We start from the raw sequence: 25,279 nt of genomic DNA, 5'->3' as shown, positions 1-25,279 counted from the left end.
GGGTCCTGAACGCACTCATCTGCCGCGTTGAGGGCAGGCTACGCACGTATCGGTCATCCGCCGAAATGCGTGGACCTCAACCCCGGCTGGGGCACCATGGGCGCGTGCCTGATCGAGTCATGTTCGTCCAACTCAAGACCGGCCACGGAACCGACCATGGGCCGGCCTGGATCAGCCGTGTGAGGTTCAACAGAACCTGGAAGACGGCCTACTGGCACGGCCGGACGCTGGCCCGCGGCAACGGCATGTGGGACGCGAACTTCTACGACACAGACACGCACGAGGAGTTCTGGCTGTCCGGCCCCCATCGCGACCGTCGAGACACTCGTTGGAGCAACATCGAGCCAACGGTGGACGACGACGTCCTCGACGTCTACAACGCCTTCCTCGACGGCGCACCCCTGCCCGGACGTGAGCGTGGCTGAACGCCCTGACATCAGCGTAAGGCGCTGTGTGTCAAGCCTTCCGGTCCGGTGCCTCGTCCGTCGTCTGTCCCTGCATAGCGGTGATGGGGTTGGGCCCGTCAGCGTGTAATCGGGTTGTTCAGACGACGGGCGGGGCTGCCCATGATGTCCGGCGAGGTGACTGGTGTTCCTCAATGCCGCGTGGGGCTTGCCCCGACCGTCTGCTTGAGTGGCCGCCTGAGCGGGGTTAGGCGGCCTTGGTGTTGGCTGCGTGGTGTCGGGTGCCGTGGGTTGCGATGACCGGGTCCCAAGCGACGCCGCTGGTGATTACGGCGTGCATGTGCCGCAGGATCGCGGCCGCGATCGCGGTCTGCGCCTGGGTCGGGGTCAGCTTGTTGGTCTCTCGGGTTGTCAGGTGCCGGTAGCGGGCGGCGTAGGCGGTGTTGGTTTGCAGGGCGCCCCACACCGCGCGCCAGGCGGCCAGCCGGAGTCTGGGTCTGCCTTGGCCGGTGAGCTTGGTGCGGCCGGTGAAGGTGCCCGAGAGCTTCTCTCGGGGGGCGAGGCCGGCGTGCTTGACCAGGGCGCGTGCGGTCGAGAACCGACGGGGGTCGCCGGTCTCGGCCAGGATCGCTGCGGCGCCGACGGCCGAGATCCCAGAGATCGAGGTGACCAGCGCGGTCAGCTCGAGCTCGTCGAGGACGGCGGTCATCCGCGCTTCGGTGTCGGCGAGCTTGCGCTGGTTCTCGGCCCAGTCCTCCAGCAGCAACTGGACCCGCTCGAGGGCGCCGCGGCGGTGGGCGATCACACCGGTCGGGTTATTGAGCGCGGCGAACAGCTTCCGGACGATGCGCAGGCAGGGCTTGTGCCCGCCCCGGTTGGTGATCTCGCGGCGCACGGCGGTCTCGAACCGAGCCAGGCCGAGGCGCCGGGTCCGGGTGAAGTCGGCGTTGTCCCGGTCCACGACGACCCACATCGCGGCCGCCCAGGTGCGGGACCGGAACGGGTAATTGGCCGTCTCCAACGCGGCGGGCCAGACGCATTCCAGCAGGTCTCGCATCTGCTGGACCTGCGAGACCGCCTCGCCGATCAGCCGCTCCCGGCGGGTTCCCAGATGCCGCAGCCGACCCCAGGTCTCCTCGACCGGCTCGGGAACGTAGCAGCGCAGCTGGGCGGTGAGCCGGGCGATCAGGATCGCGTCCTTGTCGTCGGTCTTGTCGAAGGTCAGGTCCTCGCTCCTGCGCGCCCAGGAGGTCTGCATCGGCTGCACGCACACGAACGGCATCGACCGGTCCGCGGCCAGCTGCCCAAGCACCCGCCAACGATGCCCGGTCGGCTCGCACGCCACCGTGACCCCGGCGAACCCCTTCGCCGTCGCACGCTCGGCAGCCCAATCCAACGCGATCCCGAGATCCCACGCCCGACAACGAAAGGTCCGTCGTGCCAACACCTTGGAGTCGTGATCGGTGACCACCACCACCTGCTTGTTGTCGGCCAGGTCGATCCCGACGATCGCACTGCTCAACGGCACCAGCACCCGCAGCCGAACAAGCCGCGCGTTACGGTTCCGGTCACCTCGAGACACACCACTACTGTTGGACATGAACGTCCTCCTCCTGCGATGGGACACCAAGCCCTACAAGCGCATCAGGAGGACGTTCCTTCGCCCGGATCGACACGCAGAACGTCTTTCTATGCCGCGGAGAGTGAAGCGCGCTGATGCCGAATTCAGGAAGTTGCTCAGCGGACTAGATCGCCGTCCACCTGCGGCTGGAGGAGCGCGCGGTTCGGATACCGTCGGGCTATGGCCGGCTGGGAGAGTCTGCGTGTGGATCTGCGGCGGTTGCGCGAGGAGTCACCGGGCGCGCTCGTGGTATTTCCTGCCCCCGATTTCGAGCGGCGTGAGCGGCGGTTCCGCATCGATCTGGCCGCCTGGGCAACCGACATCGCGGTCATGTTGAACGCGAAGTACGGGGACGTTGTGGATCTGCGTGTCGGGGCGATGACCTTTCCGGCCAGACAGCTGTGGGTGACTGACTACTCACGCCAACTACACGGAGAACCTGCTGAATCCGCCGGGCTCGACGTGCAACCCCTGTCTCCGTTGACGGTCCGGACCGGCTGGTACAAGCACCAAGACGTGCTGGTAACGAATCGAACTGCGCACGAGCAAGTGCTCCTCACCAACGGCCACCTGCGATCGGCGGTGACCGACAACTCCGGCAGCGTGGTCGGTCTGCACGTCGGCCCGCACACCCTGGCAGGAGTGGGGTTCGCCATCGAACCTCACCAGAGCCGCCCCGTGCCCGTCCTGATCGGCACAGCCTCGGTGGTTCCCGACCTGGGGTACGCCGTCCCGCCCGGACAGTGGCAGCTGGTCATCGCACCACAGACCGACAACGGCAACATGCTGACGGCGCCTATGGAAATCACCATTACGCCGTAACAGCACGAGGAGCTCCGCCCAGCGGCTCACCGGGATGCACGCCACACCCCATCGACCTTCATGCCGGGCCCTTGGGGACAACCAAGAACGCACTGATTTGCCGCTGTCCGGTGCACTCACGATGAGTGGACTCCGACCTGGGCTAGCGTGTCGGCGTGCTCCTCACAAGCGGCAACATCCAAGAGGAGTTCCTAAGGGCCTTTCCGCAGGCAGCCGCCGCTGTTGAGGCAGACGACGGCGCAGATCCCGCGGGGCGCGTCGACTGGGTGTTCCGCCACGATGTGATGCCCCACGCCATTGGCGACCCGGCTGCCCTGCGCGATGTCTTCGCCTGGATTGAGCGATTGCTGCAGTCCACTGACAGCATGATCGACTACTGGACTGCAGTACGCCTCCTTGGTCGGACGTTGGGGTGGCCGGAATGGGTGCCTCTCGTCGAGGCGCACGCAGGGCCACTGCTTGCGACAGCGATGAGCAGATAAACCTACGCCTCAGCCGCACGCTCATGTCGCTGTCAGCGCGAACCAACATGCCGATGAGCGCGCTTTGCCGTCCTGCCGATCTCAGAGCATCGCGCGTCGTGCAGGATGTTCGCCATGGGCGTGCTGTTCGACTACTTCGCAGCTGCATCCGATGAGGAAGCGGCGACCGTCGTTGATCGTGTTGGTGGCCCCGGGTCCCAGGCGACGATGATTACTCTCCCTGAAGGGTGGCAGCGCGGGATCTTCCGGCGCAAGCGCCCGGCGCCAGAGCCCGCGCTCGGCGCAGATCCCGACCTCGTCGTTCACGACACGCTTTCGGTCAAGGGCATTGACCCTGTCGTGCAACTCGCAACGCTCGAGGAACTGCTCACGGGGCGGCCATACGACGAGGTGGTCGACGATCCTCGAAGCGGTCACAACCTCGCAATGCGCGACGGGGGTGAGCGCCTCGTGGTCACACTGACTGACCCCCTGACCGCGGCCCTCGCCGAAGCCGGCTACGAACGGCCCGCAGGCTCCTGCGGATCAGAAGGCCGGCGCCCGAGCGCCTGGTCGGCCTCGACCAGGCGTGGGCCGCGACCGAGGGTGGTCGAGATGCATGGCATGACTCGTGGCACGAAACGACGGCTACGCATGGGGAATCTCGCGCTTGCTGGGGGTGCCCGTGTTGCTAGAAGCGCTGGTAGAGAGCGGATGCGACGCTGTCGTTCTTCCTCGCAATGAGAAGGTCGTCGGTTCGATTCCGACAGGCGGCTCCGCCCGGAGCACCAAGAAACCCCAGGTCAAGGCACATGACCTGGGGATCTTCCATCTCTCGGTCCCATTAGAGGGCCTAGCGGTCGTGCTAACGCGGTCGCAGCGCGGACTGGTCCGGGCCGCCTTCGTCCTCCTCGTTCGGAGGAGCGTTCCGGCCGCAGCGACGGCGATGAGTCAGTTGGCCCTGGGTTGCGGCTTGAAGCGGCGAACTTCGTGTGGCCAACCGCAGGCCTCTGCGACCTTGGCCGCCCACATCTTGGCGGTCTCGTCATCGGCCACGTTCACCAGAGCGAACCCGCCCAGAAACTCCTTGGTCTCGACGTATGGTCCGTCGGTGAGCAACACCTCGCCACTGGTGGGGTCGGCGCTGTAGACCGGGCCGTCCTCCTCCTCCAGCCCCCCGGCGAAGACGTAAACGCCGGCAACCTTCATCTCGTCCACGACCGCCCTGGCGAGTGGCCCGCGCCCGCCGAACCACTCTTCGGTGTGGTCACCCACCCACTGTTGGTTGAAGTAGATGAGGTACTCGGGCATGTCTGCTCCTTCGGCTCGAGCGGACCCGCTGTCCGCCTCCACCTACGCTACGAACGGCGCCCGGTGGATACGACAGGCTTTCGGCAAAAGTTTTCACTGGATCGCCGCCGTACGGCCTCCGCTCAGGCGCCATGTATCCCGTGTTCGCGGAAATCCTCGGCCACAGCCAGCCCCACACCACCGCGGTCTGCGAACGGGTCCCTGACGGGGCGCGCTCCTGACCGCTGTGGGGGCCACGAGCGGGCGACATGAGCGCGATGACGCCGAAGTTCATCCGGATGCGTGTCGGGCCTGCTCCAGGTTCGCCTGGTGGGGGCCGGAGAGCCAGTCTTGATCCAGACGCGCGTCGATCGGTTCCTCTCCTCGCCGCAGCGCGTCGATGTAGGCACGATCGGCGGCCAGGCGAGCCGCCACCGCGGGGCCCTCCGCAACGGCGCCGTGGCCCGGGACCACGACATCGACGTGCCGGGCAGCTTCACCGAGCCGGTCGAGTGCCGTCTCGTAGGCGCTCACCTGATCGGGGCGGCGAGGGTCGAGGAGCGGGATCAGGACGTCGGAGAGCATGTCGCCGGCAACCAGGACGCCACGGTCCGCGAGGAGGACCGCGGCGTGGCCGATGGCGTGCGCCTGATGCTCGACGATCTCGCCGGGCACGGGTCCGCCGTCCTCGGGCAGCGGGGTGAGGAGCCCGATCAGTTCGAGAGGGATGCCCGACGCGCTCTCGGCCGCCATTTTCTGTGCCCGCTCTCGGGCTTCGCTAGCTACCTGGGCGCCGCCGGGAGTGGCGTAGCGCGGCACCTCACCGAACCGGGAATGCCACAGCAGGTGGTCCCAGTGGGGATGGGTGGAGAACCCGGCAACCACCGGAATGCCGAGCCGGTCCACGTCATCGGCGAGTTCGTTCAGATCGGAACCGTCGATGCCAGGATCGACCAGGATCAACCCACCCTCCCCGCGCACCACGATGGCATTGCTCCAGACCCACTCGCTTTGACGGACCCAGACACCGTCAGCCACCTGATTCAGCATCCATCGACTCTGTCAGTACAGCCACCCCGGCGCAATCACGCTGAGCAGGAGAATGCGCCGGGTCTGCGCGTCCTGCCGGATTAACCTCTGATGGATCGGCCGGCACCCGAGCGGCACGATGTGGAGAGGAGCCGAGCATGGGCGAAGTGACCAGCTCGCCGATGGGCAAGACCTATCTGTCCACCGCGGTGACGGAGGATGGCAAGCCCAAGCAGTTGGTCTCGAACACGCGCACTCGGCTGGAGTTCGCGGAAGTGCCCAACCGGAACGACGAGGGTCCGCGCGTGTATGACGTCCTCAGGGCGTACGCCGGTTGCAACGAACTCTCCGGCACTGTCGACCGCACCAGAACAGAGCTGACCTTCACCGGGGTCGTCACCACCACCGACCACGCATGCACAGGGGAAACTGCCGAGGTGGAGACCGCGATCCTGACCACCCTCAGGGCCAAGGTCACCTACACCATCGACTACAACCGTCTGACCCTTCTGACCCCCACCGGCACCGGCCTCGACCTCACCGCCGTCCGCTGAGCCTGAAGCCGAAGGCCCTGGTTCGACGGGGTTTCGTAGGAGACCAGCAGCCGGCCGTCGGCGTGCGGAGGCCTTCAGGTGTGGGTTGGGGTTGGCCAGCCGGCGCGGGTCTGGCGGACGAGGACCTTGCCCAGGAAGTCGGTCGCGCAGTCCGAGGCCGGGCGCAGATAGAAGTCGCGCGCTAGCTTCCTGGCGGACAACGGGCGAACGGGCGACCTCATCGACCCATCATCGCGCCTACGATCGCTCACCTGGCGAGGAGGTGGATGTGTCGGTTGATGAGCGGGCGGCTCGGGCGGAGGGGCGGCTGCGGGCGGCGTACGGGATTGTCCGGGAGCTGGAGCTGCTGGAGCGGTGGGGGAAGTACGGCGAGGTGGTGATTGTCGGTTCGGTTGGGATCGGGGTTGTGGTGCCGCCGGACATCGACATGGAGATCCATTCGGACGAGCCGCGGGTGGCTGACGGGTTCGCGGTGATGGCGGCGTTGGCCGAGTTGCCGAAGGCGCGGCGGATCACCTACCTCGATGCTCGCGATCGGCACGAGCAAGGGCAGTACTGGAAGCTCGAGTACGAGCTCACCTCGGATGAGACGTGGACGATCGACACGTGGGTCTTCGAGCATGCGTCGACTGTCGCGAGCGGTGCGGCGTTGACCGCGGCTCTTCGAGACGCACTGACCCCGGAGACTCGAGACCGGATCCTTGCCATCAAAGAGGAAGCCGAAGGGCTGGGGGAGCGGGCGCGTGGCTACTGGCTTTATCAGGCGGTGCTGGATGCCGGCGTCAACAACTACGCCGAGTACCGGGCGTGGCTCGGGGATCGGAACATCTACGAGCGGACGTCGTGGATGCCTCGCCGCGGTTAACGAGAAGTGCCGCCCAGTCTTCTGCGGCGAGGTTGGTGACGGATTGGCTGATGGGCCTAGGACGTCAGTCGGGAGCTCGTAGTTCCGGAAGGGGAGTGTCCGGAATCGGGTTTACGGTGCCGGTATGACTGAGACATGGTGGGAACCTCCGCTGGCTGGCACCGAGGCTGAGCACCTGATCGGGGCGCTCGATCGGCTGCGTACGACGTTCCGCTACAAGGTCGACGAGCTCGACGCGGCCGGGATGCAGGCGCGGATCGGGGCGTCGACGATCACGCTCGGGGGTCTGCTGAAGCACCTGGCGGCGAACGAGGACTACATGTTCACCGTGAAGTTCCGCGGCGAACCGATGGACTCGCACTGGGACGACAACGGGTGGCGCGACGACAACGACTGGGAGTTCAACTCCGCGGCCGACAACACACCCGAGGAGCTCTACGCGCTCTGGGATGGCGCGGTCGCCCGCTCGCGGGAGCGCGTCACCGCTGCCCTCGCCGACGGTGGGCTCGACCAGCCCGCGCATATCAGCTGGCCCGACGGCCGGCACGCGAGCCTGCGCCGCCTCGTCTTCGACCTCGTCGAGGAGTACGGCCGCCACACCGGCCACGCCGACCTCCTCCGCGAAGCCGTCGACGGCCGCGTCGGCGAGGACCCGCCCCCCGGCTGGCACCCCGTAGGCGCCCGCACACCACAAACCGCCTGACCCGTACGACGGCCCGCCGGGATCAAACCGCCTGACCCTGCACGACGGCCCGCCGCATCAGACCGCCTGACCCTGTACGACGGCCCGGCGCTGACCACCCGCCGGGCCGCCGTACGAAGGACTCACTTGACTCGTGTGAGCGTGCCGTCAGCCGCTACGGAAATGGTGGTGCTCACGCCGTCGACCTTCAGTGTGATGCGTACGCCGGAGCCCTGCTGGGACGTGGTGTAGGTGACGGCCCCGTTGCTGCGGGTCGGGACGATGACGGATAGGATCGACGCGGTGCGGCCGGAGCGGGTGAACTTCACGACCGGGGCTGGGTGGCGCTTGTCGATCGTGGTGTAGTGCCAGCCCTGGATCGGGTCGTTGTTGCCGGTTGCGACCTGGATCGCGGTGGTCTGCTGCTGGAACGGGATCTGCAGCAACGTCGTCTTGACCCGATCGCCCGGCCGCGCGGCCACCGCAGAGTTGCCGTTGACAACCACCTTCTGGTCCTCCGGCAGATGCCACAACGTCTGGTAGTCCTGGGACGACGGTGACGTCCCGCGGTCCAGCACGACCATCAGGTCCGGATCCTTCAGTACCAGCACGCCCCGGGTCCGGTCGATCCCCTTGCCCAGCGAGTCATGCAGCTCGTAGAACTCCGACGTCGGCGCGATCGACGACCGCGTCAGCTTGGTCTCCGGGTGTTCCGCGGCGGTGGACAACACCGTCATCTCGTTGTGCGAGAACTGGCTCTTCGCCCAGCTCCGCCAGTCGTCCATCTTGTAGCCGGCGTGCCCGCCGTCGATCAGGATGTCCCGGCCGTGCGAGGTGTAGGTGATCGACGTGTGGTCCTCGTGCCCGTGCAGCTTCCGCGCCGGCCCGAACCTGATGCTGTACGTCGATTCCTGGGTGAACGGCCGCGTCTCACCCCACCCGGTCCGGCCGAAGATGTACCCGGCGTCGAAGATCCCGATCCGCTGGGTCGGCCGGATCCCTTGCGCGCCGAGGGTTCCGGCGTACTCGAGAACCGTGCCGGGGACCGGCGCGGTGCGGACCACCTCGGAGTCGCCGATCTGGTGCAGGTTGCCGAGCGAGTTGGTGGCGAGCGCGAGCCACTTCGCGAGTTCGCGCCGGCGTGCCTTGATCGTCGTACCGGGGTCGACGCCGCACTTCTCCAGTACGTCGATCGCCCGGCCCCAGAGCGAGTAGTTGAACTGGGCGTACGCCGTCGACTGCTCGTTGGTCGAGCCCTGCGTGTCGATCGACGTCTTGATCGCGCTGGTCAACCGATCCGCGGCGACCTTCTTCAGATCGCTTCGCCCGAGCGTGCAGCCAACCCCGAAGAGGGCAAGGCTCTCGTCGGTGCCGTGGTTCCAGTCACCGCTCCAGTTCTTCCGCAGGAACCACGCGTGGTCCAACAGCGCCTTGTCCAGCCACGCGTACTCCCGCGGCAGCCGCGACACGTGCAGCCCGGACAACGTTGCCTGACGCAAACAAATCAGCACGTTGGTCCGGTGCATCGTCGACTCGTACGCGCCGATGTCCGACTTCCACGAGTACGGGTTGTCCTTCACCCAGTCGTGCGCGATCGCGCTGACCCGCTGCAGCGCACGCCGATCGCCATTGCCGGCCGCCACGATTCCCTGGCCCAGCCAGCGCAGCGAGTGCAGCCACATGTACCAGCTGGGGTTCTTGTCCGGGTTCACCCGCCAGTTGATGTTTCCCTTGCCGTCGCCCACCTTGTACGGCGCCGTCGTACCCCACGTGAACGTGTCGCGATAGAGGTTGGCCAACGGGTTCGCGTGATCGATCCCGCTGTACGCCGGGCACGTGTAGGTGTTGCGCTTCGCCGGCGTCGGCGGGGCGGTCGGAGGTTCGGGCGTTCGGACAACGGTCGGGTCCGGGGCGGCCTCCGGCTTCGAGCCGCCCCACGGGATCATCAGCGCGGTCGCCAGGACGGCGACGCTCGCCGCCAGCGCGATGGCGAGCCGGACCGTCGTTCCAGCTGTGCGGGGATGTCTCGCCGGCATTGCTCGTCCTCACCGCATGCCCTGGGCATGCCTGTTCTGGCATAGACCTGAATTAGGGCCGAACGGGTCCCTGGATTCCGGTCCGGTGGTTTGCGTGAAACGCCTCGATTCCGCGGCGTCGGCGGGTGTTACTGGGTAGACGTCAGGCAGTCCGGAGAAGGTTGCAACCGGCATCGATCACGGTGCCGTCACTCCACATCCAGGTACGTCGCCATGCATATTGGGACAGCTCATCGCGTCCAGGTAGATCCCCCCGAGGTCAGAATGTTTCCTCTGTCTGTCTAGATGCCGTGACTCAGGGAAAGGTTGTGCGGATCGCCGACTCCGGTTCAGCGGTGCTGGATCGCCTGCAGAATCAAGGTGTTGCGGGCCGTCTGCCCGGCCGGGACTGTCGTGTGCCGGCCGTCCCGCAGGTCGGTCCGCATCCGCTCGGGACGGGCCGCGAGGAACTCGGCCCAATGCACGATCTGCAGGTTCCGGTAGCGCTCTTGGGCCTGGGCCAACTGGAGATCGACCCACTCACTGTTGCGCTGATCGGCGACCTGCACAGAGGCCGGCCCGTCGGTCCGCGACACCTGGACGTTCACCCAGTACACGGTCCGGCTGGGACCGGCGATCCGCAGCGCCTGATCGACCTGTGCCGTGAACGCCGGCGGGTCGAAGATGTCGTTCGAGCCGACCGCCATCACGATCCGATCCGGCAGCCCGTACGAGCGGGCCCACGCAGCCATGGCGTTGACGGCAGCCGACGTCGGCTGACCGGCCCAGCTGTACTCGGCGAACGACGCACCCGTCCGCTGAGCCAGGAGTCGCCCGAGTGCCTCCCCGTCCTGTACGGCGATGCTGTCGCCGAACAGCAGGACCCCGTCGGTCGCCACGACGTGGCGGACGTGCGCACCACTGGAGATCACCTTGGCGTTGGACCGCCAGGAACCGATCCTGCCCGACCCGTAGCCACCAGTGCTCGTGGCGGGAGCGGCGGCGGCCTTCGCATGGGCCGTGGGGGACTCGAGATGGATGAGTACCAGCAGCGTTGCGGTCAGGACCGCGACGATGACCGCGGACGTCGCCCCGCCGCGAGCGGTGGCGAGCGCATGATGCCGGAGCATGCGTGGACCTCCCTGTGACGCCGTACCCATCCTGATAACGCCGAAGGCGGCGCAGGGGTGCCATCCTCAGGGACTGCCTTGCAGCGCGTCGGCGATCAGGTCGTTGCGCGCGGCCCGACCGACCGGCGAACTGGTGTGGACACCGTCGCGCAGGTACTTCCCCAGTCCGGCCGGCTGCGAGTTGAGGAACTCGGACCAGTGGATGATCTTCAGGTTGGGGTGGCGCGCCGCGGCTTCCTCCAGCTGCTGGTTGATCCACGCGCTGTTGGCCCGGTCGGCGGCCTGGACGTCGGCGCTCTGGCGGAACCGGCTCACCTCGACGTTCACCCAGTACACGGTCCGCTTCGGGCCCGCGATCGCCATCGTCCGCTCCACCTGCGCCCCGAACGCCGGCGGGTCGAAGATGTCGTTCGTGCCGACCGCCATCACGATCCGGCTGGGCAGGCCGTAGTCGCGCGCCCAGCCCGCCAGCGCGTCGACCGCCGCGGACGTCGGCTGACCGGACCAGTCGTGGACGGCGATCGAGTCGCCGGTCCGCGTCGCGAGCAGTTGCTCCAGTGCCAGGCCGTCCTGGACGGCGATGCTGTCGCCGAACATGAAGATCCCGTTGAACGTCAGGACGTCCCGGATCTGGTCGTCGGGCGTGATCCGCCGGAGCAGGTTCTGCCACGGGCCGAGCGTGCCCGAACCGTAGCGGCCCGGTGGCACGGTGGTAGGCCCGGGGGGTGCCGCAAGGAGGCCGGTGTCCGGGCCCGCGGGGGTCGGCGAGCGGGGCTCGAGCAGCACCAGCAGTCCGCCGATCGCGGTGAACACGGCCAGCGTCACGACGATTGCCATGGCCGGAGCGATCACGGACTCACGGAGTCTGCTCCGCATACCCTCCACTCCCCCCAGTTTCGACATACACCCTCATAACTTCTTGACGCGCTGAACCGTGGTATCCGTTGCAAACCTTCTCCATATATCAGATGCGGACACGCCCGGAATGGTTGTCACACCCCTGACCGACCGCGGACCGTGCCCGCATCCGGCCGGACAGTAGTCGCCGCGCATCCCTCACTTGGTTAATGTCCGGAAACCCCGGATAGGTTCCAGCCATGCCAGAAATCGACCAGTCGGGCTACACGCCGGCCGCAGTGTTCCGGCGTACGCAGGCGGAACGGGCGGACCAGCAGCTGGCCTGGCGACGCCCGGACCAGGCATTCTTCGCGGCCGGCGCCTGTCACATTCTCGCGTGGGAGTTCGTCGCGCGCCATCCGTCGTACCGGGTCGCCGGTCTGCGGAAGGTCGGGGAGAAGAACCCGTCGCACGTCATCGCGACCGACGGGACCTGGGCGTTCGACCATGACGGGTGGACGCCCGAGGCCGAGCTCCTCGCGGCGACGGCCGAGTACGAGCCGGAGACCCGCTGGGAGCTCATGCCGATCACGACCGGCCTCGCGGGCTTCTGTGCGGACCATCGGCACCGACTGCCGGAGCAATTCCATGCCGACCCGCGGCCGCGCGCCCGGGCGTACCTCGACCGTTACCCCTCGAGCCCGGCCTGACCGGGGACCCTGGCCACAGACCCGGATCGGCTGGGGGTCGCGAACTGTCGGCGGGCGGGTTTACTGTGCGGGCAAGAGGCCTCACCACCGGGTGCGGCCGGTTGGGGGAAGTGAGTTTCTGATGGCGGCTCGGCTCAATCCGTACATCCAGTTCGAAAGCAACGCGCGAGCGGCGATGGAGTTCTACCAGAGCGTCTTCGGCGGTGAAGTGGCCTCGAACACCTTCAAGGAGTTCGGTGCGAGCCACGGCCCGGACGATGACGACAAGCTGATGCACAGTCAGCTCGAGACGCCGAGCGGCTTCACGCTGATGGCGGCCGACACGCCGCAGGGCATGCCGTACAACCCGGGTGAGAACATCGCGATCAGCCTGAGCGGCGACGGCGACGAGCTCCGCGGGTACTACCAGAAGCTGTCCGAAGGCGGCAAGGTGACGGTCCCGCTGGAGAAGCAGATGTGGGGCGACGAGTTCGGCATGGTCACGGACAAGTTCGGCATCAACTGGATGGTCAACATCGCCGCGGCCGGCTGACGCGGACCCGGCGCCGGTGCGCTCGCCCGCGGTCGGTGGGGTGATGCGGCTGGCAGACGGGTGGCGGATGCAGTGGTGGGAGGGCGGGGCGCCCGACGGCGTCCCGATCTTCTTCCTGCACGGCTGCCCGGACACACGACATGCCGCATACGCCGGCGACGCGGCGGCCCGGCGTACCGGCGTGCGACTGATCGCGGTGAACCGCCCCGGCTACGGGGCGTCGGATGCCTATGCCTCGACGCAGCTGTCCGTGGCAGACGACGTCGTGGCGGTCGCGGATCGGCTCGGGATTGACAGCTTCGCCGTGCTCGGGATGTCGATCGGCGGCCCGTACGCCCTGGCTTGCGCAGCGCGTCATCCGGACCGCGTGGCGGCCGTGGGCGTGGCGGCGAGCCCAGGCAGCGTCCCCGAGCTGGACCCGCCGATCCACCGGGATGATCTCGGCCCCGAGGAGCTGGCGTTCTTCGCCCGGCTCGCCACGCTGCGACCCGACGACGCGGTCGAGGCCATGCGCGCCGACTTCCAGGCGTACGTCGCCCAGCTCGATCCCGCCGACACGGACGACACCGCCCTGGCCCGGCGCTTCCTCACGGAGCTGGACCCGCGCGACGCCGAGGTGATCAGCCGACCCGGTCCGGTCGTCGACGGCCGCGTGCTCGGCTCCGACGCCGCGATCGCGGCCGCGGTCCGCGAAGCGCTGACGAACCCGGCCGGCTATCTCCGCGACGCCGCGATCTCCTTCGCATCCTGGCCTTTCCGCCCCGAGCGGATCACGTGCCCGGTCCTCCTCTGGTACGGCGACTCGGACGCGAACGCCTCGCCACGCAACGGGCACTGGCTCGCCGAGCGGATCCCGCGGGCGACTCTGGTGATCCGCGAGCAGACCACGCATCTCGCCGTACTGCACGAATATTGGGACGAGATCCTCGAGGCCTTGCGGCTAGCGTGAATCGCATGGGACTCAACGACCTGCTGTACGACCCGATCCGGCACAACAACTGGGCGACGAAGAGCCTGATCCAGTTCTGTCGCGCGCAGAACCTCACGCCCGAGCAGCTCGAGGTCACCGGCGTCGGCACGTTCGGCGGGATCCTGGCGACGCTCGATCACATCGTCCGCTGCGACGGCAGCTACGTACGGCGGATCGCCGACAGCCCGCTCGACTTCGTCGACGGCGAGCACGCGCAGGACTTCGACACGCTCGAGCGGTGGAACGACGAGGCCGGCGCGGTATGGGAGGAGTTCCTGGCGAAGCCGATCGACGTCGAGCGGGTGATGATCGTCGACGACAACACCCGCGGGACGCGGGTCGGCATCTTCATCGCACAGGCGATCAACCACGCCAACCACCACCGCGAACAGGTCTGCGCGATCCTCACCGGCTTCGGTATCGAGCCCCCCGACATCCAGGCCTGGGAGTACGCCTGGCAGACCAACCGCATCTGGGACCTCCCCCCAGCCGAACAGCCGGCCGGCTGACCCCGCCGGCGCCCGCTACCCCGTTTGAGCGGTCAACCGGCTGTTCTGGTCGATGTGTGGGGGATCGTCGTCGGCCAGGTGTGCTGGTCGGGATAGGGGGCGGTGGGCAAGGAGGCAAGGTGGGAGGGTGTGCCGAGGCTGGGTCGGACGGTTGTGGCGCGCTTGTTCTCCTGCGGATCGGTCCACCTCTGGTGGGCTGGGACACGTCGTGGTGGGCCGAGACAGGCAATTCCTTGTCCCAACCCACCACGACCCGTCCCAACCCACGGCCCCACCCCACGACCCCAGCCCACGGGCCCCGGTCCCCGCCCGGTGCTGTGTGTCGGCGCGGACACGGTGCCGAGCGACCCCCATTTGGTGGGTTGGCGTCCGAGATGGGTTGGCGCCCCGGAATCCGGTACGGCAACCCACCACATGGGACGTCAACCCACCAAATGCGCAAGCGGGGCGCCGACCGCCTGGGCGAATTGCCGCCCCCGGACGACCACCACATCACCGGCCAGCCGGCAGTAGCACACGCCGGCACACCGCCGCCCCGAGCACCAAGCTCGCCTTCCTCGACAGGCCACCGCGTGCACCAGTTCAAGGCCCGTCACATCACCCACACATCAAGCAGAAAACCGGTCAACCCCTCGACGTGTGGCTTGGCCCCGCGAAATCTGGCGGCCGAGCCCATCGCTTCCGGGGTGACCCCTCAAACGGGAATCGCGCGGCCCTCGTCAGTCGAGGGCTTTGGTCAGGAGACCGGCTTCGTACGAGCCGCCGAGCTGGTTGAGGGTGACGGCCAGCCGGTTGGTGGCGTTGATCATCGCGATCACGGTGACGAGCGCGATGAGCTGATCCTCCTCGTAGTGCTTGCTCGCCCACGCCCAGGTGTCGTCGGAGACGCCGTGGGTGTCGGCCAGGCGGGTGGCTTCCTCGGTGAGAGCCAGGGCCGCCTGCTCGGCCTCGGTGAAGACCGTCGAGTGGTGCCAGGCGGCGACCAGGCTGAGGCGGGTCGCGGTCTCGCCGGCCGCCGCGGCCTCCTTGACGTGCAGGTCGATGCAGTGACCGCAGCCGTTGATCTGGCTGGCGCGCAGCATTACCAGCGCCTGCGTGGTCTCGGACAGGCCTGACTCCTGGACGGCCTGGTGAACGCCGAACATCCGCTTGCCGAGCCTGGCGCCGAGCTCGTTGCTCATCAGGTCGATACGGGGTTCCGTCATGATGTCCTCACTTGTGAGATCTACTGGACGAACACGAGATGCCGCCGAGCCGGCTGCTGTGACGTGACGAACGCCATACCGATCGAGCTGTCACAGAATCCCGGCGGCCGGCATCTGGTGGGCGACAGCCGACGGCGCGAAGGAGCCAGCCATGACCGGTACGGACCGAGCCACCGAGGCGTTCGTTGCGCATCGCAACCTGCTGTTCACGGTCGCCTACGAGCTGCTCGGCTCGGCCGCTGACGCGGAGGACGTCCTGCAGGAGACGTGGCTGCGCTGGGTCGGCGTCGACCTCGACACCATCCAGGATCAGCGCGCGTACCTGGTCCGGATCGCGAGCCGCCAGGCGCTGATGCGGCTACGGACGCTCGGCCGCCGCAAGGAGTCGTACGTCGGTCCATGGCTGCCCGAACCCCTGCTCACCGCGCCGGACGTGGCCGAGGACGTCGAGCTCGCCGACAGCGTCTCGATGGCGATGCTGCTCGTCCTGGAGACCCTGAAGCCGACCGAGCGGGCCGTGTTCGTGCTCCGGGAGGTGTTCGGTCTGGAGTACGACGAGATCGCGGAAGCCGTCGACAAGAAGCCGGACGCGGTCCGGCAGATCGCCCACCGCGCCCGCGCCCACGTCGCGGCCCGCCGGCCCCGCGGGATCGTCTCCGCCGACGAGACCCGGGACGCGCTCGAGGCGTTCCGGCGCGCCATCAACACCGGCGACCTGCAAGGCCTGGTCGACATCCTCGCGCCGGACGTCGTCTTCCTCGGCGACGGCGGTGGCGTCGTCCAGGCGCTGCCCGAGCCGATCGTGGGCGCTGACAAGGTCGCCGGCCTGCTGGCGCTCGGGCTGCGCCGGCTGGGCCAGGCGTCGGTGGAGCTGACCCAGATCAACGGGCAGCCGGCCCTGATCCTCCGCTTCGACGGAGAGATCGACACCGTGACAGCCATCCGGCTCGAGGACGGCATGATCACCGGTCTCTACGCCGTACGCAATCCCGAGAAACTATCCCGCCTGGAGCGGGAGATCACTCTGAGCCGCTGAGCCGCCGGACCAGTTCCGCCGACTCCGGGACCGGGGTCAGCGGAGTGCCGTGGGCCAGCCAGTTGCGGAGATTGTCGACGACCAGGTTGCCCATCGCGGTGCGGGTGGGCATGGTGGCCGAGCCGACGTGGGGGAGCAGGACGGCGTTCTGGAGGGTCAGGAGGTCGGGGTGGACCTTCGGCTCGTGCTCGAAGACGTCCAGGCCGGCGGACAGGATCGTGTTGGTGCGCAGAGCGTCGACCAGCGCCTGCTCGTCGACGACCGAGCCGCGGGAGACGTTGATCAGGATGCCGTCGGGGCCGAGCGCCTGCAGGACCTCGGCGTCGACGAGGTGCCGGGTGCTGTCGCCGCCGGGGATGACGATCATCAGGATGTCGACGTCACGGGCCATCTCGGCCAGCGACGGGTAGTACCGGTAGCCGACGTCCTTGCGGCGGCGGTTGTGGTAGGCAACGGAGATGCCGAACGGCGTGACCCGGTCCGCGATCGCCTGGCCGATCCGGCCGAGGCCGAGGATGCCCATCCGGCGGCCGTGCATGGTTGCCCGGGTCAACGGGTAGGGACCGTCCTGCCACTTGCCCGCCCGCAGGTACCGCTCGGCCTGGGGCAGCTCACGGACGGCCATCAGCAGCAGCCCGAGGGCGGTGTCGGCGACCTCGTCGTCCAGCACGCCCGGGGTGTTGGTCACCACGACGCCGCGCTCGGCCGCGGCGTTCGCGTCGATCCGGTCGTAGCCGACGCCGAAGCTGGCCACGATCCGCACCGCGGGCAGCCGGTCGAGGAACGGGCCGTCGATCCGGCCGCCGCCGGTGGCGACGGCAACGATCTCGTCCCGGCGGGCCGCGAGAACGGCGTCCGGGTCGCTCTCCTCCCAGAGCCTGATCAACTCACAGTGGCCCTCCAGACCCTGCGCGACCGCCGGATGCATCGGTCCTGGCATCAGTACCACTGGTAGTCCCACGGGTTCTCCTCACCGATGTTCACCGCCACTTTCCCGCTCAACCCTATTTCCTGTCGCCGGTCGGTACGACGATCAGGGGAGGAGGTCATCATGATCATCGACTGCGCTTACTACCGGGACGGTCGCCGCCAGCACGTCGAGGCGATGTCGGTCGAGGACGCCGCCGCCAGTTGCAAGGCCGGCGGATTCGTCTGGCTGGGCATGTTCGAACCCACGGACGACGAGCTGACCCAGGTCAGAGAGAGCTTCGGCCTGCACGAGCTGGCCGTCGAGGATGCGCAGACGTTCCATCTCCGGCCCAAGGTCGAGCCGTACGAGGGCGACATCAGCCTGGCCATCCTGCGCACCGCCCGGTACGACGACGAGCGCGAGGAAGTCGATTTCGGCGAGGTGAGCGTGTTCGTCGGGCCGGCGTTCGTGATCACCGTCCGCCAGGGGGTGGCCAGTGATCTGCACGGCTCCCGACTCCGGCTCGAGCAGCGCCCCGAGCTGTTGGAGGGCGGGACGAACGCGGTGCTCTGGGCGATCCTCGACCAGGTGGTCGACGGTTACGGCCCGGTCGTCGCCGAGCTGGAACGCGACATCGAGCAGGTCGAGCAGACCGTGTTCGCCGGCTCGGTCGCGCCGACCGAGCGGATCTACTTCCTCCGCCGCGAGGTGACCGACTTCTACCGGGCCGTCCACCCGCTGCTCGCCGTACTCACGACCATCGAACGCGGCGCGCGGGCCACCCAGCTGCTGCCGTACTTCCGCGACGTGCACGACCACCTGGTGCTGGTGAACGAGGAGGTCGCCGCGCAACGCGACCTGCTCGCCACCGTGCTGGAGGCGAACATGGCGGTGATCGGCGTCGAGCAGACCAAGGTCAGCGTCCGGCAGAACGCGACGATCGAGCAGCTGACCATCCTGGCCACGATCTTCCTGCCGTTGACCTTCGTCACCGGGTTCTTCGGCCAGAACTTCGGCTGGCTGACCGAACGCATCGGCGCGGAGTGGGACTTCCTCGTGCTCGGCATCGGCGGCCTGCTGGTGCCGTGCCTGGCCCTGGCCATCTGGTTCCGCCGCCAGCGAACCGCCCGCCACTCAACCTGACGCCGGCTCGCTCATCGACACCGGTCTCTTGCGTCCGAAGATCTGAGGGCTGGAGCCCTCAGATCTTCGGACGCAGCGTCTACTCGGGCCAGCCGCCGAGGTTCAGGTCGGCGATGACGATCGGCTGGCCGGTGGCCAGGGACTGGTTGGCGGCGATGCCGACCGCGACCGCACGGACGCCGTCGTGGACGTCGGCGGCGCGACCGAGCGGGTCGTTGCCGGGACCCTGGAACAGGTCGGCGTAGATCAGACGGTCACCGCCGCCGTGACCGCCGACGCCGCGGGGGATCTCGACCTCGACCGCGGGAGCCCAGTGCTTCTGCAGGACCAACCGCTCGCCGTCGGACCGTACGTCGCCGGCGACCACGCGCTCGGACGGGTAGCTCGGGTCGATCTGGTCGTCGATCACCGCAGCCCGCTCGACGACCTCCAGCTCCGCGCGTCCCTCGGTGCCGTTGACCGAGACGCGGTACCCCTCCCAGGGGGAGTGGGCGTTGAGCGAGTAGCTCAGGCGGGCGCCGTTCGCGTACTCCGCGATCACGGACATGTTGTCCTCGATCGTGATCCCCGGACCGAACACGTCCTGGTCGCGACGGTAGCCGTCATACTTCTCGCTCTCCCAGTACAGCTGCCGGTTGACTTCGTCGGTCCGCAGGTCCAGCAACCACGGATCGTTGCCCGAGTCATCGATCGTGCCGCGCTCTGGTCGTTGCCCAAGGCCACGGGCGGCCGCGTTGCCGTCGCCGTAGAAGAACAGGCCCCCGGACGCGAACACCCGGGCCGGCGTCGAGGCGATCCACCAGTTCACCAGGTCGAAGTGGTGGGACGCCTTGTGCACCATCAGACCACCGGAGTTCTTCTTCTCGCGGTGCCAGCGGCGGAAGTAGTCCGCGCCGTGCCGGGTGTCGAGCACCCACTGGAACTCGACGCTGGTGACGGTGCCGATCTCGCCGTCGGCGATCAGTTGCCGCAGCGCGCTGTTCCGCGGCGAGTAGCGGTAGTTGAAGGTCACCACCACGGATTTGCCGGACTCGGTCATCGCATCAACGATCTGCCGGGTGCCGTCGGCATCGATCGTCAGCGGCTTCTCCACGATGACGTCCGCGCCGGCGCGCAGCAGCCGGGAGACGACCGCGGCGTGCGTGTAGTCGGGGCTCGTCACGACCACGCGGTCGACGGACTGCTCCTTGACCATCCGCTCCAGGTCGTCGGCGGCGTACTGCGGGAGCTCCGGACCGCCGAGTTCCTGGACGTACCGGTCGTGATACGCGAGGCGGCCCGGGTTCGGGTCGAGGAGAGCGACCAGCTGGGCCTCCTGCGGGTGATCCTCGAGGATCGCGCGGACGTACGCCCGCGCTCGTGAACCGGTCCCGGCGACTGCATAGCGTCTGGGCACGACGACTCCTTCTACTCGTGTAGAACACGCACGCTAGCAATCGCTTTCCAGGCGGTCAAGGGTCGTACTATCGGCACATGCCGAAGGCCACCCCAGTCACCCGGAACGACGTGGCGCAGTACGCCGGGGTCAGCACGGCGGTGGTCAGTTACGTGGTGAACGAGGGCCCGCGGCCGGTCGCGCCGGAGACCCGGGACCGGGTGCTGGAGGCGATCCGCGTGCTCGGCTACCGGCCGAATGCGACCGCCCGCGCGCTCCGGATGGGCACCACCCGGACCTTCGGGCTGATCACCCCCGACGGCGGCAACCCGCTGTTCGCCGAGCTCGCCAAGGCGATCGACAAGGAGGCCGCGGCCCGCGGGTACGTCGTCCTGCAGACCGGAGCCGACGGCGACCCGGCCACCGAACAGTCGAAGATCGCCGAACTCGTGATCCGCCGAGTCAGCGGCCTCATCCTGGTCGCGCCCACGGAAGACCTCGACCTGAGCGACACCGACATCCCGGTGATCGCGATCAACCGCGTGTTGTCCACGGTGAGCTCGGTCCGACCGCAGTACCGTGAGGGAGCCCGTCGCGGCGTGGAGCACCTGCTGGAGCACGGCCATCGGCGCATCGGTCTGGTGATCGGTGGTGGCCGATCGGGGGAACGCGAGTTGGGCTGGCGGGATGCGCTGCTGGCGGCCGCGCTCGAGGACGGACCGATCGCTCGCACCACCTTCAGCCGGCGGGGCGGGTATGACGCCGGCCGTGAGTTGCTCGCGGCAACTAATCGGCCGACGGCAGTCTTCGCCAGCTCCGACCTGCAGGCCGTCGGCGTCCTCCGCGCGATCCACGAGGCCGGCCTGCGAATCCCCGACGACATTGCGGTCCTCGCCTTCGACGGCACCGCCGAAACGGAATACAGCTGGCCGCCGCTCAGCGTCGTACGGCAACCGCTGGAGCAGATGGCCCGCGAAGCAGTCAGCCGCCTGATCGACGGCCAGGGCGCGGTCGAAGCGGTGACCTACCCCACCGAGCTCATCCTGCGAAGATCCTGCGGCTGCTAGAGGGTGCCGAGGTCTTCGAAGATCAGGGCGGTGCGGGTGGCGAGGACCTCGGGGATGGCTTGGAGTTTCTCGAGGACTACGCGGCGGAGGCCTTCGTTGTCGGTGGCGCGGACGAGCAGGATCGCGTCGAAGTCGCCGCCGACCAGTGCCATGTGCTTGATCTCGGGGATTGCCTGGAGCTGCTCCCGGAGAGATCGCCAGGAGCTCTGGCGGAGACTGAGCGTGACGTACGCCGACGTCGCGAGGCCGAGTTTGAGCGGGTCGACCGTGACGGTGAAACCGGTGATCACCCCGGTCGTCGTGAGCCGCTCGACGCGGGCGTACGCGTTCGCGCGGGAGATGTGCACCTGGTCGGCCAGGGCCCGGATCGAGAGCCGTCCGTCGCGCCCGAGCGCCTCGACGATCTGCCGGTCGACCTCGTCCAGTGCGGGGGCGACGACCATCTGTCCAGGACCGGCCCGGTGGACCATCACCTCGTCGGACATCGTGCCCCCTCAGTCGCTGCGGATCGAACCAAACGTCTCGTGATTCTTCCAGGTCTGGATCCGATTGGCCAGAAGTACGACGATGAGGCCACCGTCCGTCTCCTGCGCAGGAGGGTCACGTGAGCGAGCGAAGCGAGTTCACCATCAAATACAGTCCACTTCGCGCCTCATCGGCGCCCGGAGCGAAGCGAGGACGTCGATGAGCCTCGTCGAGGAGCGTTTGCTCCCGTCTGCGGAACCCGTCCGGTTGATCGACCAGGACGGCGTACCGCACGCCAATCCGTCGTACCCGCTGCCCACCAAGGACGCGCTGGTCGACGGTTACGTTCAGTTGATCAAGGGGCGCCGGATCAACGACCAGGCCAGTGCGCTGGTCCGGCAGGGCCGGCTCGCCGTCTACCCGTCGTCGCACGGTCAGGAGGCCTGCCAGGTCGCGGCCGCGATGGTGCTGCGCGAGGGCGACTGGCTGTTCCCGACGTACCGCGACACCGTCTCGATCGTGAGCCGCGGCGTCGACCCGATCGAGACGCTGACGCTGCTCCGCGGCGACTGGCACTCCGGGTACGACCCGTACGCGCGCAACGTCGCGCCGCAGTCCACCCCGCTCGCGACGCAGCTCACCCACGCGGTCGGTGTCGCGCACGCGGCGCGGCTGAAGGGTGAGGACACCGTGGTGATGGCGCTCTGCGGTGATGGCGGGACCAGCGAGGGCGACTTCCACGAGGCGCTGAACTTCGCCGCCGTCTTCCACGCGCCGGTCGTCTTCTTCATCCAGAACAACGAGTATGCGATCTCGGTGCCGCTCGCCAAGCAGAGTGTCGCGCCGTCGCTGGCTCACAAGGGCATCGGGTACGGCGTCCCCGGCGAACGGGCCGATGGCAACGATCTCGCCGGGCTGCTCGCCGTACTCGGGCAAGCCGTGGAGAAGGCGCGGGCGGGGGAAGGGCCGCAGCTCGTGGAGGCACACACCTACCGTGTGCAGGCGCACACGAACGCCGACGACGCGACCCGCTACCGCGAGGACGCCGAGGTCACGCCGTGGCTGGACCGCGATCCGATCAAGCGGCTCGAGACTTACCTCGCGGCGCAAGGGCTGCTCGACGATGCGGTCCGCGAGCGGGCGGAGGGTGCGGCGGCTGAGGTCGCGGACCAGCTTCGCGACGGGCTGATGCCGGAGCCCGAGGTGGACCCGGCGGATCTGTTCGCGCATCTCTACACCGAGCAGACGCAGCAGCTGCGGGAGCAGGCCGCGTTCCTGCGCGATGAGCTGGCGCGAGAGGAGGCCTGAGCTGATGACGCACATGAAGATCTCCATGGCCCAGGCGCTCAACCAGGCGCTGCGGGACGCGATGAAGGCCGACGACACCGTGCTGATGTTCGGTGAGGACGTCGGCGCGCTCGGCGGTGTCTTCCGGATCACCGACGGGCTGACCGCGGAGTTCGGCGAGGATCGTTGCTTCGACACCCCGTTGGCCGAGTCCGGGATCGTCGGGATGGCGGTCGGACTCGCGATGAACGGGATGCGGCCGGTGGTCGAGATGCAGTTCGACGCGTTCGGGTACCCGGCGTTCGAGCAGATCGTGTCGCACGTCGCCAAGATGCGGAACCGGACCCGCGGCCGGATCACGCTGCCGATGGTGATCCGGATGCCGTACGCCGGCGGGATCGGCGGCGTCGAGCATCACTGCGACTCGTCAGAGAGCTACTACGCGCACACGCCCGGTCTGACCGTGGTCGCGCCGGCGACCGTCGCGGACGCGTACACGTTGTTGCGCAAGGCAATCGAATTCCCCGATCCGGTCGTGTTCATGGAGCCGAAGAAGCTCTACTGGGCCAAGGAAGAGGTCGATCTGACCGAGGACCAGCCGGGTATCGGGACCGCCGTCGTACGGCGGGAGGGCGCCGACGCGACGTTGATCGCGTACGGTCCGACGGTGCCGGTCGCGCTGGAGGCGGCCGAGGTCGCGGCGGCCGAGGGGCGGCAGCTGAGCGTGGTGGACCTGCGGTCGATCGTCCCGTTCGACGACGAGACGGTCTGCGCGGCGGTACGCCGTACCGGCCGGGCGGTCGTGGTCGCGGAGGCGAGCGGGTTCGCGAGCGTGTCGTCGGAGATCGTTGCCCGGGTCACCGAACGGTGCTTCCATTCGCTGGCCGCGCCGATCCGACGGGTGACCGGGTTCGACATCCCGTATCCGCCGCCGAAGCTGGAGAAGTACCAGCTGCCCGGCGTGGACCGGATCCTCGACGCCGTCGACGACCTGCAGTGGGAGGACTCGTGAACACCTTCCTCCTCCCGGACCTCGGCGAAGGCCTCACCGAGGCCGAAATCGTGCGCTGGCTGGTGAAGGTCGGCGACGTGATCACCGTCGACACCCCCATCGCCGAGGTCGAAACCGCCAAGTCCGTAGTCGAGCTCCCTTCCCCCTACGCCGGCACCATCGAAGAGCTCCACGGCGACCCAGGCACGACCATCCCGGTCGGCAAACCCCTCATCACCATCGCCGAGGCGAGCCGGACGGCGCAGCCCAGCGCGGGCGAGGCCTACCGTCAGGAGGAACGTGCCGGCTCCGGCAACGTCCTGATCGGCTACGGCACCGGAGCCGGGGCCACATCGGGCCGCCGGCGCAAGCCCCGCCCTTCGGCGACGGTTTCCGGAACATCACTGCCACCCAGCGCAAACAATGTTCCGGAAAGCGGAGACGCGCCGCGGGTGCCGCTGGTGATCTCGCCGTTGGTACGTCGGCTCGCACGGGACGCCGGCGTGGATCTGAAGGGCCTGACCGGGTCGGGTGAGGGCGGTCTCATCGTCCGGCGGGACGTGGAGTTGGCGATCGCTCGCCGGCTGGGCACCGAGGAGGTCCCGGCCGAGGTGCGGCCGGTGACCGTCGCGCAGAGCTCCCGGACCGGGCTGGCGGAGTTGTGGCGGGAGCCTATGAGTGGGTTCCGGAAGGCTGTGGTGGCTACGTTGAGTCGTAGCCGGGCGGAGATTCCGGAGGCGACCACCTGGGTGGACGTGGATGCGACCGCGCTGGTCGAGCTGCGCGAGTCGTTGCGCTCGGCAACCGATGGCGGGCCGGGGTTGCTGGCGTTGATGGGGCGGTTCGTGGTGGCGGGGCTGCTGAAGTATCCGGAGTTGAACGGGTACGTCGACACCGAGCGCGAAGAGCTGGTGCAGTACGACGGCGTCAACCTCGGCCTGGCCGCCCAGACCGACCGTGGTCTCGTCGTGCCGGCGGTGGCCAACGCCCATCGATTGACGACGCGGGCTCTGGACGAGGAGATCCGGCGGCTGACCGAATCCGCGCGCGCCGGCCGGCTCACGCCGTACGAACTCTCCTGTGGGACGTTCACGCTGAACAACTACGGCAGCTTCGGAGTGGATGGCAGCGCGGCGATCATCAACCACCCGCAGGTCGCGATCCTCGGCGTCGGCCGGATCATCGACAGGCCGTGGGTGGTCAACGGTGAACTCGCGATTCGCAAACTCACCCAGCTGTCCCTCGTCTTCGACCACCGCGTGTGCGACGGCGGCACAGCAGCCGCCTTCCTCCGCTTCGTCGCGGACGCCTTCGAGAGCCCGGCCTCGGCCTTCGCGGACCTCTAGAAGGACACGGTTGTGAGGTTGGT

At 68.2% G+C, this 25,279-nt stretch carries 28 protein-coding genes; 17 read left to right on the top strand and 11 right to left on the bottom strand.

Annotated features, from left to right (window positions below):
* The first annotated feature begins 104 nt into the window (after window positions 1-104).
* Complete coding sequence (locus OG555_RS10245) at window positions 105-425, top strand: hypothetical protein (RefSeq protein WP_329482580.1); 321 nt, start codon at window positions 105-107, stop codon at window positions 423-425.
* A gap of 226 nt (window positions 426-651) precedes the next feature.
* On the opposite strand, the gene OG555_RS10240 is transcribed toward OG555_RS10245, so the two are convergent.
* Window positions 652-2,004: an IS110 family transposase gene (locus OG555_RS10240; RefSeq protein ID WP_329482579.1), complete on the bottom strand. Its 1,353-nt coding sequence runs from the start codon at window positions 2,002-2,004 to the stop codon at window positions 652-654.
* A gap of 201 nt (window positions 2,005-2,205) precedes the next feature.
* On the opposite strand from OG555_RS10240, the gene OG555_RS10235 reads away from it, so the two are divergent.
* The 3 genes from OG555_RS10235 (at window position 2,206) to OG555_RS10225 (ending at window position 4,052) form a co-directional block, all read left to right on the top strand.
* Window positions 2,206-2,847 carry a hypothetical protein gene (locus tag OG555_RS10235; protein ID WP_329482578.1) on the top strand — a complete coding sequence of 214 codons (642 nt, stop codon included), beginning with the start codon at window positions 2,206-2,208 and terminating at the stop codon, window positions 2,845-2,847.
* A 155-nt stretch (window positions 2,848-3,002) separates the two neighbouring features.
* Window positions 3,003-3,329: a hypothetical protein gene (locus OG555_RS10230; RefSeq protein ID WP_329482577.1), complete on the top strand. Its 327-nt coding sequence runs from the start codon at window positions 3,003-3,005 to the stop codon at window positions 3,327-3,329.
* A gap of 114 nt (window positions 3,330-3,443) precedes the next feature.
* Complete coding sequence (locus tag OG555_RS10225) at window positions 3,444-4,052, top strand: hypothetical protein (RefSeq protein WP_329482576.1); 609 nt, start codon at window positions 3,444-3,446, stop codon at window positions 4,050-4,052.
* A gap of 207 nt (window positions 4,053-4,259) precedes the next feature.
* Here OG555_RS10225 and OG555_RS10220 read toward each other — a convergent pair whose 3' ends face one another.
* The gene (locus OG555_RS10220; RefSeq protein ID WP_329482575.1) at window positions 4,260-4,619 is read right to left on the bottom strand and encodes a YciI family protein; all 360 of its coding nucleotides are present in this window, start codon (window positions 4,617-4,619) and stop codon (window positions 4,260-4,262) included.
* A gap of 270 nt (window positions 4,620-4,889) precedes the next feature.
* A complete protein-coding gene (locus tag OG555_RS10215) occupies window positions 4,890-5,648 on the bottom strand; it encodes an MBL fold metallo-hydrolase (RefSeq protein ID WP_329482574.1) in 759 nt (252 codons plus the stop codon).
* Window positions 5,649-5,785: 137 nt separating this feature from the next.
* On the opposite strand from OG555_RS10215, the gene OG555_RS10210 reads away from it, so the two are divergent.
* The gene (locus tag OG555_RS10210; protein ID WP_329482573.1) at window positions 5,786-6,181 is read left to right on the top strand and encodes an META domain-containing protein; all 396 of its coding nucleotides are present in this window, start codon (window positions 5,786-5,788) and stop codon (window positions 6,179-6,181) included.
* 74 nt (window positions 6,182-6,255) lie between these two features.
* On the opposite strand, the gene OG555_RS10205 is transcribed toward OG555_RS10210, so the two are convergent.
* A complete protein-coding gene (locus tag OG555_RS10205; RefSeq protein ID WP_329482572.1) occupies window positions 6,256-6,402 on the bottom strand; it encodes a hypothetical protein in 147 nt (48 codons plus the stop codon).
* Window positions 6,403-6,449: 47 nt separating this feature from the next.
* On the opposite strand from OG555_RS10205, the gene OG555_RS10200 reads away from it, so the two are divergent.
* Window positions 6,450-7,046, top strand: coding sequence for a hypothetical protein (locus OG555_RS10200; RefSeq protein WP_329482571.1), 597 nt, complete (start codon window positions 6,450-6,452; stop codon window positions 7,044-7,046).
* Between the two features lie 124 nt (window positions 7,047-7,170).
* Window positions 7,171-7,749, top strand: a complete 579-nt coding sequence (locus OG555_RS10195; protein ID WP_329482570.1) for a mycothiol transferase — start codon at window positions 7,171-7,173, stop codon at window positions 7,747-7,749.
* Between the two features lie 122 nt (window positions 7,750-7,871).
* On the opposite strand, the gene OG555_RS10190 is transcribed toward OG555_RS10195, so the two are convergent.
* From OG555_RS10190 to OG555_RS10180, 3 genes are all read right to left on the bottom strand, one after another.
* On the bottom strand, window positions 7,872-9,764 hold the full coding sequence (locus tag OG555_RS10190; protein WP_329482569.1) for a heparinase II/III domain-containing protein: 1,893 nt from the start codon (window positions 9,762-9,764) through the stop codon (window positions 7,872-7,874).
* Between the two features lie 329 nt (window positions 9,765-10,093).
* Window positions 10,094-10,873 (bottom strand): hypothetical protein, encoded by a 780-nt coding sequence (locus OG555_RS10185; RefSeq protein WP_329482568.1) that lies wholly within the window; start codon window positions 10,871-10,873, stop codon window positions 10,094-10,096.
* Window positions 10,874-10,939: 66 nt separating this feature from the next.
* Window positions 10,940-11,749, bottom strand: coding sequence for a hypothetical protein (locus OG555_RS10180; protein ID WP_329482567.1), 810 nt, complete (start codon window positions 11,747-11,749; stop codon window positions 10,940-10,942).
* 221 nt (window positions 11,750-11,970) lie between these two features.
* On the opposite strand from OG555_RS10180, the gene OG555_RS10175 reads away from it, so the two are divergent.
* The 4 genes from OG555_RS10175 to OG555_RS10160 all read left to right on the top strand — a co-directional run bounded on the left by OG555_RS10175 (window position 11,971) and on the right by OG555_RS10160 (window position 14,431).
* A complete protein-coding gene (locus OG555_RS10175) occupies window positions 11,971-12,420 on the top strand; it encodes a hypothetical protein (RefSeq protein WP_329482566.1) in 450 nt (149 codons plus the stop codon).
* Between the two features lie 121 nt (window positions 12,421-12,541).
* The gene (locus OG555_RS10170) at window positions 12,542-12,952 is read left to right on the top strand and encodes a VOC family protein (protein ID WP_329482565.1); all 411 of its coding nucleotides are present in this window, start codon (window positions 12,542-12,544) and stop codon (window positions 12,950-12,952) included.
* Window positions 12,953-12,995: 43 nt separating this feature from the next.
* Window positions 12,996-13,901 (top strand): alpha/beta fold hydrolase, encoded by a 906-nt coding sequence (locus OG555_RS10165; protein WP_329482564.1) that lies wholly within the window; start codon window positions 12,996-12,998, stop codon window positions 13,899-13,901.
* Window positions 13,902-13,906: 5 nt separating this feature from the next.
* Window positions 13,907-14,431, top strand: coding sequence for a DinB family protein (locus OG555_RS10160; protein WP_329482563.1), 525 nt, complete (start codon window positions 13,907-13,909; stop codon window positions 14,429-14,431).
* A 719-nt stretch (window positions 14,432-15,150) separates the two neighbouring features.
* On the opposite strand, the gene OG555_RS10155 is transcribed toward OG555_RS10160, so the two are convergent.
* Entirely contained in the window at window positions 15,151-15,636 is a 486-nt protein-coding gene (locus OG555_RS10155; protein ID WP_329482562.1) for a carboxymuconolactone decarboxylase family protein, read from the bottom strand.
* Window positions 15,637-15,787: 151 nt separating this feature from the next.
* Between OG555_RS10155 and OG555_RS10150 the strand changes: the two genes are divergently transcribed.
* Window positions 15,788-16,672 (top strand): RNA polymerase sigma-70 factor, encoded by an 885-nt coding sequence (locus OG555_RS10150; RefSeq protein ID WP_329482561.1) that lies wholly within the window; start codon window positions 15,788-15,790, stop codon window positions 16,670-16,672.
* Here the strand turns inward: OG555_RS10150 and OG555_RS10145 are convergent.
* Window positions 16,656-17,633, bottom strand: a complete 978-nt coding sequence (locus OG555_RS10145; protein ID WP_329482560.1) for a 2-hydroxyacid dehydrogenase — start codon at window positions 17,631-17,633, stop codon at window positions 16,656-16,658. The two genes, OG555_RS10150 and OG555_RS10145, sit on opposite strands and share 17 nt — an antisense overlap.
* A 90-nt stretch (window positions 17,634-17,723) precedes the next feature.
* Between OG555_RS10145 and OG555_RS10140 the strand changes: the two genes are divergently transcribed.
* Window positions 17,724-18,725, top strand: coding sequence for a magnesium and cobalt transport protein CorA (locus tag OG555_RS10140; protein ID WP_329482559.1), 1,002 nt, complete (start codon window positions 17,724-17,726; stop codon window positions 18,723-18,725).
* A gap of 79 nt (window positions 18,726-18,804) precedes the next feature.
* Here the strand turns inward: OG555_RS10140 and OG555_RS10135 are convergent, their stop codons facing one another.
* Window positions 18,805-20,121, bottom strand: coding sequence for a Gfo/Idh/MocA family protein (locus OG555_RS10135; protein ID WP_329482558.1), 1,317 nt, complete (start codon window positions 20,119-20,121; stop codon window positions 18,805-18,807).
* A 77-nt stretch (window positions 20,122-20,198) separates the two neighbouring features.
* Here OG555_RS10135 and OG555_RS10130 point away from each other — a divergent pair, with 77 nt between their 5' ends.
* On the top strand, window positions 20,199-21,167 hold the full coding sequence (locus OG555_RS10130; protein ID WP_329482557.1) for a LacI family DNA-binding transcriptional regulator: 969 nt from the start codon (window positions 20,199-20,201) through the stop codon (window positions 21,165-21,167).
* On the opposite strand, the gene OG555_RS10125 is transcribed toward OG555_RS10130, so the two are convergent.
* A complete protein-coding gene (locus OG555_RS10125; RefSeq protein WP_329482556.1) occupies window positions 21,164-21,652 on the bottom strand; it encodes an Lrp/AsnC family transcriptional regulator in 489 nt (162 codons plus the stop codon). The two genes, OG555_RS10130 and OG555_RS10125, sit on opposite strands and share 4 nt — an antisense overlap.
* A gap of 199 nt (window positions 21,653-21,851) precedes the next feature.
* On the opposite strand from OG555_RS10125, the gene OG555_RS10120 reads away from it, so the two are divergent.
* From OG555_RS10120 to OG555_RS10110, 3 genes are read left to right on the top strand one after another with little or no spacing between them, the layout of a single operon-like run.
* Window positions 21,852-22,940 (top strand): thiamine pyrophosphate-dependent dehydrogenase E1 component subunit alpha, encoded by a 1,089-nt coding sequence (locus OG555_RS10120; protein ID WP_329482555.1) that lies wholly within the window; start codon window positions 21,852-21,854, stop codon window positions 22,938-22,940.
* A 4-nt stretch (window positions 22,941-22,944) separates the two neighbouring features.
* Window positions 22,945-23,931 carry an alpha-ketoacid dehydrogenase subunit beta gene (locus OG555_RS10115; RefSeq protein WP_328525694.1) on the top strand — a complete coding sequence of 329 codons (987 nt, stop codon included), beginning with the start codon at window positions 22,945-22,947 and terminating at the stop codon, window positions 23,929-23,931.
* Window positions 23,928-25,256 carry a dihydrolipoamide acetyltransferase family protein gene (locus OG555_RS10110; protein WP_329482554.1) on the top strand — a complete coding sequence of 443 codons (1,329 nt, stop codon included), beginning with the start codon at window positions 23,928-23,930 and terminating at the stop codon, window positions 25,254-25,256. The genes OG555_RS10115 and OG555_RS10110 overlap by 4 nt, the downstream gene beginning before the upstream one ends.
* Window positions 25,257-25,279 lie beyond the last annotated feature (23 nt).

Source organism: Kribbella sp. NBC_01484, assembly GCF_036227145.1.
Lineage (GTDB): Bacteria > Actinomycetota > Actinomycetes > Propionibacteriales > Kribbellaceae > Kribbella.
This window is presented reverse-complemented; position numbering and strand designations above follow the sequence as displayed.